Here is a 17,914-nt window from a genome sequence, read left to right on the forward strand (position 1 = left end):
TTGTTTCCATTAAATACAGCAAGTCCTGAATTAATTAACTGAGCATATGTAATATTATCGATTGGAAAGAAATATAATACAGCGGGATATGGATCTAATACTTCAATATCATTACCATTGTATACAAATATTTTAGAGAAAGACTGGAAATATACAGAGTTATCTAAAAGGTGGATAGACCAAATCTCATCATTATGAAAGTTATAGTCTTTTACTTTCTCTTTTAATGAGTGATAAATCAGAGTTTCTGTTTCATCTTTTTCGAAATACCCAAATTCTTCAAATGAGCCTACATAAATTCTTTCAGGTGATTTGACGCTATCTATAAATATTGATTTAACAGAAAGGTTATTAGGTAGTGAATGGAGAAACCAGTTTGTACCATCAAAACTTAACAAACCATTATTGTTCCCAAAATAAACAACACCTTGTTTGTCTTGCGCTACTGACCAATTCTGGTTCCCTGCCCTGTAGTTGTTAGTTGTATAGTTATATACTGGTGGAGTAAATGGTATATTCTGAGTATACAGGGGAGAAAATGACAATAAAAGAACAAACTGAATAGTTGAAATAAATTTTTTATAAGCAACTATCATTATAATTATATTAATACATTATTTTTTCTTCAACAAACCGTCTATTTCTGTCTCACTCAATATTTTAACATTAGTGAAAAGAAACTTTGTATCAAGAAAATCTCCATATTGATTACATTCTTCTACTGCAGAATTAAGAATTGATTTCACATCTTTGTCAAATGGAAAAAGTATAAGAATGGTAAAGTAATTTTCCTTAATCTCTAATTTTTCGATCTCAACTTCTGCCTTTTTTAATTGAAAAGTGAACTCTCTTTCAACGATCTCTTTCTGCAAGTCAGTTAAATTTTCTCTGTTGTGGGTGGTGAAAAGAGAGAAGAATCGTAGTCGCTTATCCTGTCCTCCAAGTCCCGATGAGATGTAAACTTGCTGTTGTCCGGATAGATCCGAACTTAAAATAATTCTGCTGCTGACTAAAGCCATGGATGACCAGTGAGATAAGTCAGGGTCTAACGGACTGCTGTGATATGTTTCAATTGAACGGTATGCACCAACATCAGGAATCGATGCAAGAAGTGTAAGACTCTTTTTTTTACGTTCTATACTCTCGTCTGGAGAGAAAAGAATAGAGACCTCTTCATCTCTGTTAAATGTATTATTTTCTCTCCGCAGCTTATCAAAGTAGCGGAAATACTCCATCTGTTCCTCAATAGGCACAAGATCCTCTAATATATGAAACGAATCAATTCCCTGTTCGTCCAGCGTTTGGCGTAATCTAGCCAAAAGATCATCATGTCTACTCATAGGTACAAAGATATATTATTTATCATTTCTTTTGAATAGCAATGGCTTAAAGTTTATCAATTTGCAAGCTAATTCCTCAGAATTTTATAAATTCGCAGGTTAATAATATATCGACTTCACTTTTAAAACGTGCATAACAGTAGTCACGCAATAATACATGAACAATAGAAATAACAAAATGGAAATTAAAATAGTAAACAGGTCTCGACACTCTTTACCCGATTATGCAACAATTCACTCTGCCGGTATGGATTTGAGAGCAAACCTGGAAAATCCTGTTGTATTGAAACCTTTAGAAAGATCACTTATACCAACAGGTATTTATATTCAGCTGCCAAATGGATATGAAGCACAGATACGGCCACGAAGTGGACTTGCAATTAAGCATGGTATAAGCATTGTAAATGCCCCGGGCACAATAGATGCAGATTACCGAGGAGAGATTAAAGTCATTTTGGCTAATCTTTCAAATGAGGATTTTACAATAAACGATGGCGAGAGGATATGCCAAATGATAGTTGCCAAACATGAACGAGTTGAGTGGGTTGAAGTTGATGAGCTTGATGAGACCGAGAGAGGTGACGGAGGTTTTGGACATACGGGGAAAAAATAAATAACTAAGTATGACTTATATAAATTCTCAAATTAAATTATATCTCTTCTTCTCAATAAACTTCATAGGGGCACTGCTATTTTCTCTTGATTCCCTTGCTCAGCAAAGTAATGATGATTTACCATTCAATGATGATAAGAGAAAGTTTGATTATTATTTCTACGAAGCATTGAATTCAAAAGCTCAGGGTAAGTATGATGAGGCAATAGACCTTTTTCATCACTGTTATTCTCTAGATTCTACCAACGCAAATGTTTTAATTGAGTTAGGCACATTTTACAATGTACTTCAAGAGAAAGATAAAGCCCTCGAATTCTATAAAAAAGCAGTAAGTTATGATAAGACAAACTACTATTATAACATGATGCTTGCCGGTCTGAGCAAGGAACTTGGACTTAAACAGGAGGTTGTAGATATCTATGAAGGTCTTATTAAACTGTATCCTGATAAACCTGAACTTCTTTTCGAAATGGCCAATGCATATGCAGATAATGGAGAACTCGAAAAAGCAATAAGTCAGTTGGATGAACTGGAGAAAAGTGTAGGTGTTTCAGAGTCTCTGGCACTAAACAAATTTCGCCTTTATTCAATGCTGGATAACAAGGAAAAGGCTTTTCAGGAGATAGAGCAGATAATAAACAAAAATCCTGATGATATAAGATATCTTATATTGATGGGAGATCTGTACATGGATGATAACCAGGTAGACAATGCTTTGAATTATTATGATCAGGCAAAATTAATAGATCCTGATTACCCGGCTTTGATATTATCCTTCGTAAATTATTATGAAAAGACAAACGACAGAGATGCTGCACAATCTGAGATACAAAAGGCTATAACAAGTTCATCTATGGAGGCGGATACAAAAATCCAGCTTCTAACAAGATATTTAAGCATACTACAACAGAACAAACAGGATATAAAAGAGGCAAATCCTCTATTTGAATCCCTTTTTGAACAACATCCCAATAATACTCAGATAAACTTGATTTATGGGAATGTTTTATATCTGCAGGGTGATAAAAAAAGTGCAATTGAGCAATTCGAGATCTTTATAAATCAAAACCCTGAAAACCCTGCAGGATATGAGCAGGTTATACGTGCAGCACTACCAGAGGAGGATTTCGATAAAGTAAAAGAGGTGACAACAAAAGCTTTAAAATATCTGCCGGGTGAACCTCAGTTCTATTACTATCTGGGTGCTGTAAACTTTCAACAAGGAAATTACAAAGAAGCGTTAAGAGTATTTGAGACAGGTTTAGATAGTGCCAACTTTAATAACCCTGTGCTTGAGTCCGACTTTTATGGACAGATAGGAGATCTTAACTACTTCCTGAAAAATAAACAGGTTGCTTTTGACAGTTATGAAAAAGCCTTAAAACTGAATCCACAGAATCTTCCGGTATTAAACAATTACAGTTATTATTTGTCTCTGGAAAAGAGAGATCTCGATAAGGCAGAGCAGATGAGCGGTATTACTGTCAAGTTAGAACCACTCAATCCAACTTATCTTGATACATATGGCTGGATATTATTTGAACAGGGCTCATACATAATGGCGAAGATATATATCGAAAAAGCTATTGAATATAGCGATGAGCCATCTGCCGAAGTTTATGAGCATTACGGCGATGTCTTGTTTATGAACGGTGAACAAGAAAAGGCTGTAGTTCAATGGAAAAAAGCAAGAGAACTTGGAGGTGATTCAAAAACACTAAAAAGAAAAATAAGAAGAGGAAAATTGTAAATTTCTTTTTTAATTTGTAGAACAATGATATGGGTCAATTATAAAAATATAATTATTTTCTCTTTTCTGGTAATGATTGCTGTAACAGCCTGTAAGCCAAAACAGAGAATTATATATTCAACTAAGCCGGTTGAGGATAAAGAGAATAACCAGTTATTTAGTGATATAAATACTAATACATTCGACTTCAACACCTTTTCTTCAAGATTGAATATGAGCTTAACCAGTGGCACAAGATCTGTAAGCTCCAGGGCTAATCTCAGGATGATTAAAGATAGTGCAATACTGATATCAGTTCAACCATTATTCGGTGTTGAGGTAGTGCGTTTGTATATCGATCCCAATAATATTCTTATCCTTGACAGGATGAACAAACGTTATGTTAAAGAGTCTCTCATCTCATTAAAAGAAAAATATCCAGTAGGCTTTGATTTCTATACATTGCAGTCAATACTTACCAACTCACCATTTGTTTCAGGTAAAAGCAGTGTTGAGGATTCAGATTATCGTAAGTTTAACATAACTCAAACTTCAGATCTAAACTATTATTTAACCTCTAAAGATCCTGAATCTGATATTGAATATTCCTTTACAGTAAATGGGAATGACAGAATAACATTTACACATCTAATGCAATATAAAAAACAGCAATCTCTGCAGTGGGCATACGATAATTTTGCTATATTGGGGAATAATTCATTTCCACACAAGATGAATGCAGTTATTACCTCTAAATCAAGGAAGATTGATGCTGAATTTCTTTTTTCTGAGATTGTGACAAATGTACCGGTTCAAATTACATCTCAGGTACCTGAAAGTTACAGCAAAACCTCTTTGGATGAAATTCTTAAAATCATAGCGTCGGAATAATGAAAAAGTTACTACTAATTTCACTATTTTATTCGTTTACACTATTACTGTTTTCTCAGACACAACAGATAGAAAACCTTCAAAGACAGCAGAAGGCTATCCAGGAGGAAATTAAAAACACCAATAAACTATATCTGGATGTTAAGAAGCAAACTACAACCATACTGGATCGTATTAATCTTATAAATAAACAGATTGCATCTCGCAGAGAGCTGATAAATGTACAAAGAAGTGAGATAGAGGCTTTACAAAAGGAAGAACAACGTCTCGAATCTGAAATAGAGAGACTAAACAGAGAACTGAAAAAGAAACAGGAGGATTATGCCACTGCTATAAAAGGAATGCTTAATCATAAGCACAAACAAAATAAACTACTTTTTGTACTTTCAGGTAAGTCAATTGGGGAATCATTAAGAAGATTACAATATCTAAGAGAATACTCCAAATGGCAAAGATCACAAGCAGAAGAGATTAAGAAACAAAATGCTCAGATTGCACAAAAAAAGGATGCATTGATAAAAGCAAAAGCAGAAAAGGAGAAATCGCTGCTTGCATTGCAGGAAGAGAGTAAGAAACTGGAGAGTGAGGAGAAAATTAGACAGTCAGAAATTACTCAAGCCAGAGGAAAGGAGAGAGAGTTGAGACAAGCACTTCAGCAAAAACAGCGACAAGCTGATCAGTTGAACTCTCAAATTGAGAAATTGATAGCTGAAGAAGTAGCCCGTCAGGAGCGTGAAGAGGAGGCAAGGCGATTAGCAGAAGCAAAAAAACAGGCAGCCAAGCCTGCAGCAGATACAAAAACTCCTAAAAGTTCTGAGTCATCTGCCAAAACTGAAACTGCATCTCCCGGAACAGGCACCTCTCCTCGAATCGATCCCAATGCAAGCAGAGTGTCAGCTGAGACTTTCAACCTTTCAAAAGATTTCGCTGCAAATAAGGGTAAACTACCTATGCCGGTTACCGGAGCATCTACAATTGTAGGTAATTTTGGCACAAAACGTCATAGTGAATGGAATGTCACAACAAATAGTAATGGTGTTGACATTCAGGCTGAGAGAGGTGCTGATATTAGAGCTGTTTTTGATGGAGAGGTATCAAAGGTGTTCTCTTTCCCAGGTTCAAACACATGTGTGATTGTGCGTCATGGTGATTATTATACTTTTTATGCTAACATATATGATCTTTATGTGAAACAAGGTGATAAAGTGAAAGCCGGACAATCATTAGGACGAATTTTTACAGATCCTGATACCGGTGTATCAAGAATGCATTTCCAATTATGGCAAAAAACAACTAAAATAAACCCTGCACCCTGGCTAAACAGGGGTTAGCTATTTCTTTAATCATTAAATTTATTGTATGTCACTGAAAACACGACTAATTGTAATGAATTTTCTCCAGTTTGCTGTCTGGGGAGCGTATCTGACTTCTATGTCTCGTTATCTGGGCCCGGCGGGAATGGGGTCTCACATTGGAATATTTTATTCGGTTCAGGGGATAGTATCTATATTTATGCCTGCACTTATTGGTATAATTGCCGACAGGTGGGTTCCTGCTCAGAAATTACTGGGTATTTGTCATATCCTGGCTGCTATCTTCATGATTTCTGCAGGTCTTTATGGTTTAAACAGCGGAACCGGTGTGGAATTTGGCTACTTCTTTACTCTCTACACACTTAGTGTGGCATTTTATATGCCAACCTTAGCTTTATCCAATTCAGTTGCCTATACTATCCTGGAAAGAGCCGGTTTTGATACTGTAAAAGCATTTCCACCAATAAGAGTATTCGGGACTGTAGGTTTTATCTGCAGTATGTGGTTAGTGGATATATTAGGGTATCAGACATCATCGATGCAATTTATTGTAAGTGCAGTACTAGGAATCGTTTTAGGTCTCTACGCCTTCACTCTTCCTAACTGTCCTGTTACTACCGATACTCAGGATAAAACATTGGCTCAGCGACTGGGACTGGATGCTTTCAAGCTGTTTAAACAGAGAAGAATGGCACTCTTCTTTATTTTCTCGATGCTGCTTGGAGTCTCACTTCAGATTACAAATGGGTTTGCAAATCCTTTTATAGCCAGTTTTGAGGCTAACCCGATCTATTCCGATACATTTGGTGTTCAGCACTCAAATATTCTTATTTCACTGTCACAAATATCTGAAGCAATATGCATTCTGCTGATACCCTTCTTTCTAAGCAGATTCGGAATAAAGAAAGTTATCCTTATTGCTATGTTTGCCTGGGTGCTTCGCTTTGGTCTGTTTGGCTTAGGAAACCCTGGTAGTGGATTGTGGCTGCTGATTCTATCTATGCTGGTATATGGTGTGGCATTTGACTTCTTTAATGTATCAGGTTCACTATTTGTAGATAAGGAGACACCTCACAATATTCGTGCAAGTGCTCAAGGTATGTTTATGCTTATGACAAATGGTATAGGTGCCACAATAGGAACATTGGGTGCTCAGTGGGTGGTAAATCAGTTTACTTCATGGCAGGATGTAGTGGTAAACGGACAAACAAAATCATTGATGATAGGCAACTGGCAAAGTGTATGGTTAATCTTTGCATTATATGCTCTTGTTGTAACAATACTATTTGGTATTCTATTTAAATATAAACATAAACCTGCTTCCACAGAAAATTAAAGATATCTATTCTTTATTATTGTTAGAATAAAAAACCGGAGTGCAATCAATTGATTACATCCCGGTTTTTTGTTTTATGTTACTATACTCAGAATTACAGATCTGAGTTAGGCAGCATTACTATTGTCTTTACATTCCCCTGTTTAAGGAAATTAGCTACAAAGTTCTGAATATCAGTTCTGGTAATACTGTTAAGTGTATCCAGATACTTGGTATGCATATCTTCTCCGTAGAAATATTTGTTGTCTAGAATATTCAGCCAGTATCTGTTTTCCTTCAGGTTTTCGTTGTAACTCTTGTTCATATACTCTTTAACCTTTGAGAAATCTGATTCACGTGGACCGTTTGTTGCAATATTCTCCAGTTCATCCAGAACTATCTTATTCAGATGTCTCATTCTATCAGTATCAGGGTCTGTGTCAAATGTGATTTGGAGCATTGATTGGCCTTCAGGATATCTTGATATAGAGCCTCCAGAATAAACACCATATGTGCCACCCTCTTCTTCTCTGATTTTCTCAGTATATACAATATCCAGGATCTGATCAAACATACTCATCAGGATCTGATTCTGCATGTCTCTTTTTAAGTTACCTGTAATACTATTAAAAACAGAAGCTTTCGGGTTAAGCATTTCACGACGGAAAATATTCTCAGAATTACCCTCTACGAAATTCATAGGTACTTTAACAAAATCAGCTTTTTCTGATTTGGCAGGTAATGAGGCCAGATAACGTTCAATAACAGGTCTTACCTCATCCTCATTAATATTTCCAACAAGTGTAAATGTAAAACTACCCGGATTACTGAACAACTGTTTGTACATTTCCATCATACGATCATAGTCCAGTTTCTGAAGATCCTCTGTCTTAATTCTTTGTACAAGTGGGTTATTACCATATATAGCAGCGTTAATTGAGTCACTGAATGCAACCATTGGTTCCGCTTCCTGATTTCTCAGCTGTGTTTCCATGCGCTGGATGTATGACTGATATGCATCCTGATCTTTGCGTGGACTGGTAAAATATAGATATACCAACTGGATCATAGTCTCAAAATCCTTAATAGAAGAAGATCCGTTGAAATCCTGAGTGGTTAGACTAACAGATGGACGTGCAGAAGCTGTTTTACCGGCAAGAACTTTTGGCAAGTCGGTAGCACTAAAATTGCCCACGCCTCCAAGTGTTGAAACGGCACTCAGTACTTTACTATTTACAGGATCTTTTTCGGCAAAGTGAGAATATCCACCAGCACTGGTTCCAGTTAGCAGTATTTCGTCGTTCTTGAAATCTGTATTTTTCAGGATAACCTTTATACCATTTTCCAGTGTCCAAACAGTTGCACCCAGCTCTTCATCTTTTTCAGTTGAGACTATTTTGCCTGGCTCAGGAATATTTGATACAAGAGGTTCATCAATAACATCTCCAACATATGCTTCTATTGTCTCAGCCTTAACTGAAGTCAATACACTGTTAAGTTCCTCCTTGGTTGGATATACTAGTCCCTCTTTCTTTGGTCCTGTAATTGCAACTACAATATTATCATCACTAATAAGCTGCTTTATTGTCATGTTGATAGCTTCAACAGGAATATTTGGAGCTACTGCCTGTAAAAACTGGTATTCAAACTCAATACCAGGTATTGGTTCTCCGTCAACAAAAGCCATTACATATTCTTCCGAGTATCTTGAATTTCTTTGTTTGTCCCTGTTATTGTAAGAATCCTCAACGCTTTTAAGTATGTTAGTTCTTGCAATGTCATACTCAGCAGCTGTAAATCCATGCTGCCTTGCTCTTTCTGTTTCACGAATCATTGCAGCTAATGCCTCTTTTATCTTGTCTTCCGAGCTGCCAGCAACAACAGTCCATGCATCTTTTGTTTTTGCTACAAAGAAATCTCCATCATATGCATAAGCAGAAGTAAATGGTGCATCCGGTTTTTGTAAGATCTCAGAGAAACGCTGATTCATCATAGATGCAGCAGCATTCATAATGTACTGAGTAAGATATCCTGCCTGGGTATTTTTTAGTTCATCCGGCATCGGATCATGCTTATAGAACATCATGATACTTGTATTGCGAGCCTCATTGTCTGTAGCCAGTGCAAAAATTGGTTCCTTATTATCAGGAACAGGATAATATTCTCTTTCAGCAACCTCTTCATCAAGTTTTATAGGTGAGAACAGATCAATTATCTTCTTTTCCATCTCATCAACATCGAAGTCACCTACAACAATTATACCCTGAAGGTCTGGTCTGTACCATTTGTGATAGTAAGCTCTGATCTCTTCAGGCTTAAAATTATTAATAACATCAATACTGCCTATAGGCATTCTTTTAGCATACTTACTGCCCGGGAACATTTCAGGAAGCAGCTGATCCCATAAACGCTGCTGCGCACCGCCACGTGTACGCCACTCTTCACGAATTACACCACGCTCACTTTCCAGCTCTTCCTCCTCAAGTGCGATGGCATTTGCCCAGTCATGCAATACCAGTAATGCAGAATCCATAAGATTCCTGTTTGTGGTTGGTATGTCAGTTAAAAAGTAGACCGTCTCATCAAATGAGGTGTATGCATTGATATTGGTGCCAAATTTGATTCCATTGTCCTGCAGGTAGTTAAGCATCGATTTGCCGGGAAAGTTTTCAGTTCCGTTAAATGCCATATGCTCAAGAAAATGAGCTAATCCTGCCTGATTATCTTCCTCCTGCATAGATCCTACTTTCTGAGCAATATAGAAGTCTGCTCTGTTCTCAGGCTGTCCGTTGTGACGGACATAATAGGTCAATCCGTTTTCCAGCTTACCTGTACGTACGTTTGGATCTACAGGCAGAGTGGGGTTTTGTTGTGCTAAAGTGACCATTGAGGTAACTAAAAGCAACAGTGTTAAAAATTTTTTCATACTTCGATTTTATAAATTTTTATCGGTACTATTTTTTATTGTAATTTAAATCCTATCCAAGACCGTACGTATAAGATCCTCCATTGAACCTTTATAGTCAGTATTAGAGTCCAGAGCTACACGATTAGCGATAATTGTGCAAACAGTCATAGCTTTATGACCCATTAGTTTGGAGAGTCCTGCTATTGCCGAACTTTCCATCTCATAGTTGGTTATTGAGTAATCATTAAAACGGAATGATTCAATTTTTGAATTTAAATCAGGATCTGCTAATGGCAGCCTTACATATCTTCCCTGAGGGCCATAAAACCCTGTGGCAGAGATTGTAACACCGCGGATCATATCAAATCCTATTCTGTCAACCAGCTCTTCATCAGCACTCACAACATAGGGGAGGCAATGGAAAGGCGACCATTTTACATGTTTCTGGAAAGCCTCTTCAAACTCCTGTTCCCTTATATTTTTAGAGTTATCATAGAAGTGAATTAACCCATCAAACCCGATTGATTTTTCTGAAACAACGTAAGAGCCTACCGGGCAATGTGGCTGCATGCCTCCGGAAGTTCCAATACGAACCATGGTAAGTTGTTTGAACTCATCCTTAACTGTTCTTGTCTTGAAATCAATATTTGCAAGAGCATCCAGTTCGGTAACCACTATATCAATGTTATCTGTTCCAATACCATGTGAAAGAGCAGTAATACGCTTTCCTTTATAAGTACCGGTAACAGTGTGAAATTCGCGACTCTGCACGTCGCATTCAATCGTGTCAAAAAATGATGCTGTCATAGTAACACGATCAGGGTCTCCCATCATTACGATCTTGTCAGATAGCTGATCTGGTGTAATGTGCAGGTGAAAAGCACTTCCATCGGAGTTTATAATTAACTCCGATTCAGGTATTATTCTCATATCTCTATTATTTTTTATTTCCACTTCCACTTTGAGGCTTCGCAATAGAATCCCTCATCTCTGTATCTGCCTGAATGTTTTCCATCCGGTAATAATCCATAATGCCAAGATTACCATTTCGGAATGCCTCAGCCATTGCAATAGGAACCTCTGCTTCTGCTTCAATAACTTTTGCACGTGCCTCCTGTGCTTTTGCTTTCATCTCCTGTTCAAGAGCTATTGCCATTGCACGACGTTCTTCAGCACGTGCCTGTGCAATATTTTTGTCAGCCTGGGCCTGATCCATTTGCAGAACAGCACCTATATTTTTGCCTATATCAATATCAGCAATATCAATTGAAAGAATTTCAAAAGCTGTACCGGCATCGAGACCTTTCTTCAGAACCAGCTTGGATATTGAGTCGGGGTTCTCTAATACCGATTTATGTGAAACTGCTGAACCGATTGATGAAACGATACCTTCACCAACACGGGCAAGAATAGTCTCCTCACCAGCACCACCAACAAGCTGTTTAATATTGGCGCGAACAGTAACACGTGCTTTGGCTATCAGCTGAATACCGTCAATAGCAACAGCCGATACTGGAGGTGTATCAATAACTTTTGGATTTACAGACATCCTTACCGCTTCTAGTACATCACGCCCTGCAAGGTCTATGGCTGTGGCCATCTGAAATGTAAGATCGATATTTGCCTTGGATGCTGAAACTAATGCATGCACAACTTTCTCGACATGCCCCCCGGCAAGGTAGTGAGCTTCTAAATTGTCACGAGTGACACTTTTTAATCCTGCCTTATGAGCCTCAATCATCGCATATACTATCGTATGAGGCGGAACCCGGCGAAGACGCATCAGGAACAATTGTACAAGAGATATGCGTACTCCTGCAGAAAGTGCGTTTATCCATAGGAAGAAAGGCACATAGTGAAAGAATATCATCAAAAAGATGATAATTACCGCTATGGTAATGATTATTGGTATAGAAAATTCCATAATGATATAAATTTTGGAGTGAATATTATTGTTTCCTTTTTACCAGAACGTTGTAAGTCTCTACTTTTACAACCTCTATTTCTGTATCTTCTTCGATATACTCACCGTCGAAAGATTTTCCTTCAATCTCAACATCGTTAACCAAAACCTTTCCGATTGGATTTAATCTGGAAATTGCAGCACCGGTGTCTCCTACCGAAATTTTAAGCAGGTTACTGTTGTCAACAGTATCTTCAATATTGGTTTCCAGAGATATCCTACGAAGTGATTTGGATTTTAACAGCCATGCAAAAGAAGCTCCAAGAGCAATAGCAGAACTGGCAAGTGAAATATTACCGGCAGTACTTCCTATAAACATATAAGAGTAAAATATGCCTCCTATAATAAAAATAACACCTGCAATTCCGGCAATACTTATGCCAGGCAGAAGGAATATTTCAATTAGCATGAAAAGTATCCCCAGTACAATCACAGAGATAACAACAATGATGTGAAGTGTCATGTCAGGTTTATTTAGTTAAAATTATTACGTATTTCATCGTTCCTTGCCTGAATTTTTAGTCTCTCTATCTCTTTATAGAGATCATCAGCCTGCTTTTCAAGATTTAATATTGCTGCTCTCAGGTTACTATCTGTAGAGCTGCTGTTGGCAAACTGATCGCGTTTACTGCTCAAATCAGCTTTTAATTCTTCAAGCTGTTTACTTAATCCAAGTGCCTGGGAAAATATAGATCGGGCATTACTGCTTTTAAAATCAGAGAGAGTATAATATGTAATCCTGTCATTAATTACAAATTCAAAGTCCCCCTTCACTCCCTCATCTGATACAGAAACCTCTTTTGCCAGTGCAATTACAGAGCTGTAATCTATTCCTTCTCTCCAGCTGTCGGCTATTGATGAAATTATTGCACGTTTTGCCATATAAGAGATATCATCGTTTTCCAAAAGAGTAACCCTCTCATTTGGAATATAGGTATATATACATACAGAGTCTTCTGACTGATATCTGTCCGAAGCAAACCATCCCACACCCTTCTCTTCATCAATTACCAGCAGGTAATCATTGAAAGGAGAGTTAAAAGGCATATTGAGCTGATTAGGCGTCAGGTATGTGTCTGTGTTGAGATTATATCTTGTAGCATAGATATCATAACCACCATAAGAGTTATGACCTGTAGAAGCAAAATAAATCGTAAGTCCATCACTCATCACAAAAGGATAATCCTGATTGCCTGAATCATTAATCGACTCCGGCAACGACTTTTCATTGCCAAATGAATCAAGTAGTTTCTCCATTGTATAAAGATTGGAATTAGATCCATTTCCTCCTTTTGAGTAGTAAATCTTTTCCTTTCTCTCATTCATGTAGAGTGTCTTTCCTCCATTTTGCTGTCCTTCGAAGAAATCGTCGGCCATCAGCAAAGATCCCGATGAGCTGCTTAGATTGTAAGCAGATAAAAACTCAGCCTTGGGAACAACTATACTGTCAATTATCTGTACATCTTCAGTGCGGCTTACATACCTCTTAAGCCTGTCGGCATCTTCACGAGCCTGCTCAAGTTTTTTAAGCGCTTCGTTATTTCTGCGGTTTGCACGCTGATATTTGTCGAACTCCTTTTCTGCTTCATCAAAGCGATACAATTTTGAATACAATTCACCAAGTGCCAGATATGCTTCGGGTATCTTTTTTTCTGATGCATATTTAAGGTATTGTTCAGCTTCAACAAGGCGACCGGTTTTATACAGACTGACACCCAGCCACTGATTTAGTGGAGCGTCCTTTGGATTTTCATTATACTCGGATCTTAACAGAGGCAGTGCATCTGCATAACGGCCATCGAGATACCAGCTTTTGGCATCATCAATTGTTTGAGAATGCAGTGATTGGAACAAAATGACCAATAAGATTGTAAAAACTGTATATTTCAATTTCATGTTGCTCATTATATGAATTCAAAGATAAGAAAAAACTCTAAGCAATAATAAAATTACTGTTTATAATGATTCTGCATTTCATATGTTAGAGTATCACAGAGTGGGTTAATTCTTTTATTGCTCTTATATTGCTCTTACTTCCCTCTTATGATCTTCTTTTACAAAAGGAACTTGTAATATAATGATATGAAGAATTATAATGCAATGTGAGACTGCTTTAAGGGCAATTAATTATCTTATAAAGCAGATTCTTTTTATTTCAAATCAATCAGTTTCATACTTTTCGTATCTTTGCACTTTCAAACCTCCAAACTATAATTATGCACGAGAAAATAATAATCCTTGATTTCGGATCACAGACTACACAGCTTATTGGAAGAAGAGTGAGAGATTTAAGTACATATTGCGAGATTGTACCATATAATAAATTCCCTTTTGAAGATGAAACCGTAAAGGGTGTAATCCTTTCCGGCAGTCCATTCTCAGTTAATGATCACGATGCTTTTAAGATAGATCTTAAAGATATCAGAGGCAAATATCCAGTACTGGGAATCTGCTACGGAGCGCAGTTAATGGTTAGTGAATCAGGAGGTGAGGTTTCTCAGCCCGATAGTCGTGAATATGGTCGTGCACACCTGAATATTTTCGAAAGTAATGATCCTCTATTCGCGAACCTATCACAAAACAGTGAAGTATGGATGTCTCACGGTGATACAATCGTAAATGCTCCTGAAAACTTCACTCTTACTGCATCAACTGAAGATGTAAAGTGGGCAGCTTACAAGATTAACGGAGAAAAAACATGGGGTGTGCAGTTTCATCCTGAAGTGTATCATACTGAACAGGGAACTGCTTTACTAAGTAATTTCCTTGATATTTGCGGTATGAAGAGGGACTGGACTCCGGCTTCTTTTATTGAATCAACTGTAAGGGAGCTGAAAGAGGAGCTTGGTGACGATAAGGTAATACTTGCACTTTCTGGTGGTGTTGACTCTTCTGTCACTGCAGTATTATTGAACAGAGCTATTGGTAAAAACCTTACCTGTGTTTTTGTTGACCATGGGCTTTTACGCAAAAATGAATTTGAGACTGTTCTTGATGATTATGAGCATCTTGGATTAAACGTTATTGGTGTTGATGCTAAACAGCATTTCTATAAAGAGCTGGAAGGTGTTACTGATCCGGAAGAGAAGAGGAAGATCATAGGGAAAGGGTTTATTGATGTTTTCGAAAGGGAAGCACATAAGCTTAAAGATATAAAATGGCTTGCACAGGGAACAATTTATCCTGATATTATCGAATCTCTTTCAATAACAGGGGTTACAATTAAAAGTCACCATAACGTTGGTGGTCTCCCGGAAAAGATGAATCTGAAACTTTGTGAACCACTTAAGTTGCTGTTTAAGGATGAGGTACGTAAGATTGGTTTGGAGTTGGGTATGCGACCAGGACTTATTCATCGTCACCCGTTCCCGGGACCTGGATTGGGTATCAGAATACTTGGTGCAATTACACCAGAAAAGGTTAGAATTGCTCAGGAGGCTGATGATATCTTTATCTCCGGACTTCGTGAATATGGGTTATACGATAAAGTGTGGCAGGCAGGTGCTATTTTACTGCCGGTGCAGTCAGTAGGCGTTATGGGTGACGAGCGCACTTATGAGAATACTATTGCTCTGCGTTCGGTTACTTCTACTGATGCTATGACTGCCGACTGGTCACGACTGCCTTACGAGTTTCTTGCAAAAGTATCCAATGAAATAATTAATAAGGTGCAAGGGGTTAACAGAGTAGTTTTTGATATCTCTTCAAAACCACCTGCAACAATAGAATGGGAGTAAGTTGATTAGTTCTCAGGAACTTTAAGCTCAGGGTATGCAATCCTTGAGTGATAGATAGTCATTAACTTGTCAACAAACACATTCTTAACTGTCTGAATATCTCTGAAAGTGATAGGAGCTAACTTGAGATATCCCTCATTTACCTGTGAGTCTATAATTTTATCTACCAGCTCGCGTAAAGTCTTTTCGGTATATTCAGGCAGACTTCTTGATGAGGCTTCAACTGCATCAGCCATCATCATAATAGCTGTTTCTTTTGTAAATGGATTTGGACCGGGATAGCGGAATGATGCTTCATTAACCTCTTTGCCCGGGTTTGCATTTTTCCAGGATATGTAAAAATATTTTGGCATGCTGGTACCATGGTGCGTCTCGATAAAATCAATAATCTGCTGAGGCATATTATATTTCTGTGCAATCTTCACACCATCTTTTACATGATTAATGATAATACGTGCACTTTCTTCAAATGGTAATCCTGCATGCGGATTCATACCTGGTGTCTGGTTTTCTGTGAAGAAAGCAGGATTGACCATCTTTCCAATATCATGATACAATGCTCCTGTTCTGATTAAAGATGCATTGGCACCCAGTTTTGCAGCTGCAGCCATACCAAGGTTTGAAACCTGCAACGAGTGCTGGAAAGTTCCGGGTGCTTTTTCTGAAAGCTCTTTGAGTAGTGGTTTGTTTATATTTGAGAGCTCCACGAGAGTTACTCCTGAAATAAAACCGAAGGATTTTTCTACCAGGTAAACCAACGAATAGGAGAACATTATAAATATGAAATTAATCAGGAAATAGATAAACATAACCCATTCCAGATCGGTAACATTACCCTCGTTGTACATGATTAGTCCTACATATACAGCACTGTACGTAAATAGTATGAAGAATGAGCTTCTTATTAGCTGAGAACGCTCAGACAGCTCCTTCAGCATAAATATAGAAACCATTGTAGCCGATATCTCAAGAACAACAAATTCAAAAGAGTAGGGTACCATCAATGCACTAAGTATGATAGTAACTAAACTTGCAAAAAGTGCAGTTCGGGAATCAATGAATGTGCGTATAAGTATAGTTAATATTGTATATGGTATAATATATACACTGAAAAGATCAAATCGTACAGTCAATGCTGTTAGTGCTACAAATATAAATATCAGCAATAGCATAAAAACAACATGTTTCCTGTTTCTGTACTCAGATGGTCTGAAGTAGAGCAGATACATATAGAAAGATAGAAACATGAAAAGTACAAGAATAAACTGACCTATTACTCTCCATGTGCCCTTGGCGGCACCTCCGCTTCTTTCTTCTGAAACCTGCCTTAATGAAGAGAGAATATTAAATGTACGTGAGTCTACAATTTCCCCCTGATCAATAATCCTCTGTCCCTGCTGTACCATACCTCTGCTGATGTCAACCTGCTGAACAAACTCCTCTCTGGCTTTTTCGGATGTTTCTGCATCGTAGATTATATTCTCCTGAATATATTCATTTATATTGGCCGCTTTCAGTATGTTGTCATAAATACCCTCGGGTGTTTCATTAAGCACACTCTCATAGGCAGAGCGTATTGTGAAAAAAGTACTGGCGCTCCTCGACTCAGCTACATTTCCTTTTTTTAATCTCAGGGCTCCAGTTCTGGATGCTGTAATACGGTCGTAATCCTCAGAGCGCATAATTCCATTATCGTAGATCTCGTTCAGTCTTTTGCGAATATATATTTTATATTCGGGAGGAAGCTCTGAAAGGCGTTTGTCTAAATTCACGTCAGCATCAAAATTGGCAAGTGCATTAACTTTTACGCTCTCGTTGATTACAAAATAGGGTTCGTAAAATTGCAGTATGCTGTCTTGCTCAATCTTTAACTGATCAGCTGGTTTATATATCGGAAAATCGAAAGGTGCAGTCAGTAAGCCATACTGCCATGGCCTGCCCTCAGTAAATGTATAGTTGAAGCTTCCCTGACGAGGGAATATATATGTTATTATGAGTATAGCAATTACAAAAACCAATGGTACGAATACTCTGGTTTTTATTCTGACTTTCTTTTTAGATGTCTTCTGGGGTGTAGAGTTCATATTCACTATGTTAACCTCCTG

General features: G+C 37.6%; 13 protein-coding genes and 1 pseudogene. 6 read left to right on the forward strand and 8 right to left on the reverse strand.

The genetic code is table 11. The annotated features are described in order from the left end of the window. Positions 1–596, reverse strand: a pseudogene (locus PHO43_RS01900) (triple tyrosine motif-containing protein); the annotation flags it as partial. An 18-nt stretch (positions 597–614) separates the two neighbouring features. Then, a complete protein-coding gene (locus PHO43_RS01905; RefSeq protein WP_288009504.1) occupies positions 615–1,340 on the reverse strand; it encodes a hypothetical protein in 726 nt (241 codons plus the stop codon). A 178-nt stretch (positions 1,341–1,518) separates the two neighbouring features. Between PHO43_RS01905 and dut the strand changes: the two genes are divergently transcribed. Genes dut through PHO43_RS01930 form a run of 5 tightly spaced genes read left to right on the forward strand, consistent with a single transcriptional unit; the run spans position 1,519 to position 7,222 of the window. After that, positions 1,519–1,953, forward strand: a complete 435-nt coding sequence (dut, locus tag PHO43_RS01910; RefSeq protein WP_045090982.1) for a dUTP diphosphatase — start codon at positions 1,519–1,521, stop codon at positions 1,951–1,953. 10 nt (positions 1,954–1,963) lie between these two features. Further along, entirely contained in the window at positions 1,964–3,703 is a 1,740-nt protein-coding gene (locus PHO43_RS01915; RefSeq protein WP_288011101.1) for a tetratricopeptide repeat protein, read from the forward strand. Positions 3,704–3,727: 24 nt separating this feature from the next. Next, positions 3,728–4,573, forward strand: coding sequence for a lipoprotein insertase outer membrane protein LolB1 (gene lolB1 / locus PHO43_RS01920; RefSeq protein WP_288011103.1), 846 nt, complete (start codon positions 3,728–3,730; stop codon positions 4,571–4,573). Then, positions 4,573–5,904, forward strand: coding sequence for a murein hydrolase activator EnvC family protein (locus tag PHO43_RS01925; protein ID WP_288011105.1), 1,332 nt, complete (start codon positions 4,573–4,575; stop codon positions 5,902–5,904). The genes lolB1 and PHO43_RS01925 overlap by 1 nt, the downstream gene beginning before the upstream one ends. Before the next feature lie 28 nt (positions 5,905–5,932). Beyond that, the gene (locus PHO43_RS01930; protein WP_045090295.1) at positions 5,933–7,222 is read left to right on the forward strand and encodes a nucleoside permease; all 1,290 of its coding nucleotides are present in this window, start codon (positions 5,933–5,935) and stop codon (positions 7,220–7,222) included. A gap of 94 nt (positions 7,223–7,316) precedes the next feature. On the opposite strand, the gene PHO43_RS01935 is transcribed toward PHO43_RS01930, so the two are convergent. Genes PHO43_RS01935 through PHO43_RS01955 form a run of 5 tightly spaced genes read right to left on the reverse strand, consistent with a single transcriptional unit; the run spans position 7,317 to position 13,968 of the window. Next, a complete protein-coding gene (locus PHO43_RS01935) occupies positions 7,317–10,127 on the reverse strand; it encodes a M16 family metallopeptidase (RefSeq protein ID WP_045090294.1) in 2,811 nt (936 codons plus the stop codon). A gap of 45 nt (positions 10,128–10,172) precedes the next feature. Next, on the reverse strand, positions 10,173–11,039 hold the full coding sequence (locus PHO43_RS01940) for a nucleoside phosphorylase (RefSeq protein WP_045090293.1): 867 nt from the start codon (positions 11,037–11,039) through the stop codon (positions 10,173–10,175). 7 nt (positions 11,040–11,046) lie between these two features. Further along, entirely contained in the window at positions 11,047–12,033 is a 987-nt protein-coding gene (floA, locus tag PHO43_RS01945) for a flotillin-like protein FloA (RefSeq protein ID WP_045090292.1), read from the reverse strand. A gap of 25 nt (positions 12,034–12,058) precedes the next feature. Further along, positions 12,059–12,535 carry an NfeD family protein gene (locus tag PHO43_RS01950; RefSeq protein ID WP_288011108.1) on the reverse strand — a complete coding sequence of 159 codons (477 nt, stop codon included), beginning with the start codon at positions 12,533–12,535 and terminating at the stop codon, positions 12,059–12,061. Between the two features lie 11 nt (positions 12,536–12,546). Beyond that, positions 12,547–13,968, reverse strand: coding sequence for a tetratricopeptide repeat protein (locus PHO43_RS01955; protein WP_053825886.1), 1,422 nt, complete (start codon positions 13,966–13,968; stop codon positions 12,547–12,549). A gap of 320 nt (positions 13,969–14,288) precedes the next feature. On the opposite strand from PHO43_RS01955, the gene guaA reads away from it, so the two are divergent. Then, on the forward strand, positions 14,289–15,809 hold the full coding sequence (gene guaA, locus PHO43_RS01960; RefSeq protein WP_288009396.1) for a glutamine-hydrolyzing GMP synthase: 1,521 nt from the start codon (positions 14,289–14,291) through the stop codon (positions 15,807–15,809). Between the two features lie 5 nt (positions 15,810–15,814). On the opposite strand, the gene PHO43_RS01965 is transcribed toward guaA, so the two are convergent. Next, complete coding sequence (locus tag PHO43_RS01965; RefSeq protein WP_045090288.1) at positions 15,815–17,893, reverse strand: HD family phosphohydrolase; 2,079 nt, start codon at positions 17,891–17,893, stop codon at positions 15,815–15,817. Positions 17,894–17,914 lie beyond the last annotated feature (21 nt).

This window comes from Lascolabacillus sp. (genome assembly GCF_028696275.1).
GTDB classification, from domain to species: domain Bacteria; phylum Bacteroidota; class Bacteroidia; order Bacteroidales; family Dysgonomonadaceae; genus Proteiniphilum; species Proteiniphilum massiliensis.

Coding starts and splice junctions, on each gene's coding strand:
- PHO43_RS01905 (WP_288009504.1), bottom strand. CDS start 1,340: ATGAGTAGACATGATGATCTTTTGGCTAGATTACGCCAAACGCTGGAC.
- dut (WP_045090982.1), top strand. CDS start 1,519: ATGGAAATTAAAATAGTAAACAGGTCTCGACACTCTTTACCCGATTAT.
- PHO43_RS01915 (WP_288011101.1), top strand. CDS start 1,964: ATGACTTATATAAATTCTCAAATTAAATTATATCTCTTCTTCTCAATA.
- lolB1 (WP_288011103.1), top strand. CDS start 3,728: ATGATATGGGTCAATTATAAAAATATAATTATTTTCTCTTTTCTGGTA.
- PHO43_RS01925 (WP_288011105.1), top strand. CDS start 4,573: ATGAAAAAGTTACTACTAATTTCACTATTTTATTCGTTTACACTATTA.
- PHO43_RS01930 (WP_045090295.1), top strand. CDS start 5,933: ATGTCACTGAAAACACGACTAATTGTAATGAATTTTCTCCAGTTTGCT.
- PHO43_RS01935 (WP_045090294.1), bottom strand. CDS start 10,127: ATGAAAAAATTTTTAACACTGTTGCTTTTAGTTACCTCAATGGTCACT.
- PHO43_RS01940 (WP_045090293.1), bottom strand. CDS start 11,039: ATGAGAATAATACCTGAATCGGAGTTAATTATAAACTCCGATGGAAGT.
- floA (WP_045090292.1), bottom strand. CDS start 12,033: ATGGAATTTTCTATACCAATAATCATTACCATAGCGGTAATTATCATC.
- PHO43_RS01950 (WP_288011108.1), bottom strand. CDS start 12,535: ATGACACTTCACATCATTGTTGTTATCTCTGTGATTGTACTGGGGATA.
- PHO43_RS01955 (WP_053825886.1), bottom strand. CDS start 13,968: ATGAAATTGAAATATACAGTTTTTACAATCTTATTGGTCATTTTGTTC.
- guaA (WP_288009396.1), top strand. CDS start 14,289: ATGCACGAGAAAATAATAATCCTTGATTTCGGATCACAGACTACACAG.
- PHO43_RS01965 (WP_045090288.1), bottom strand. CDS start 17,893: ATGAACTCTACACCCCAGAAGACATCTAAAAAGAAAGTCAGAATAAAA.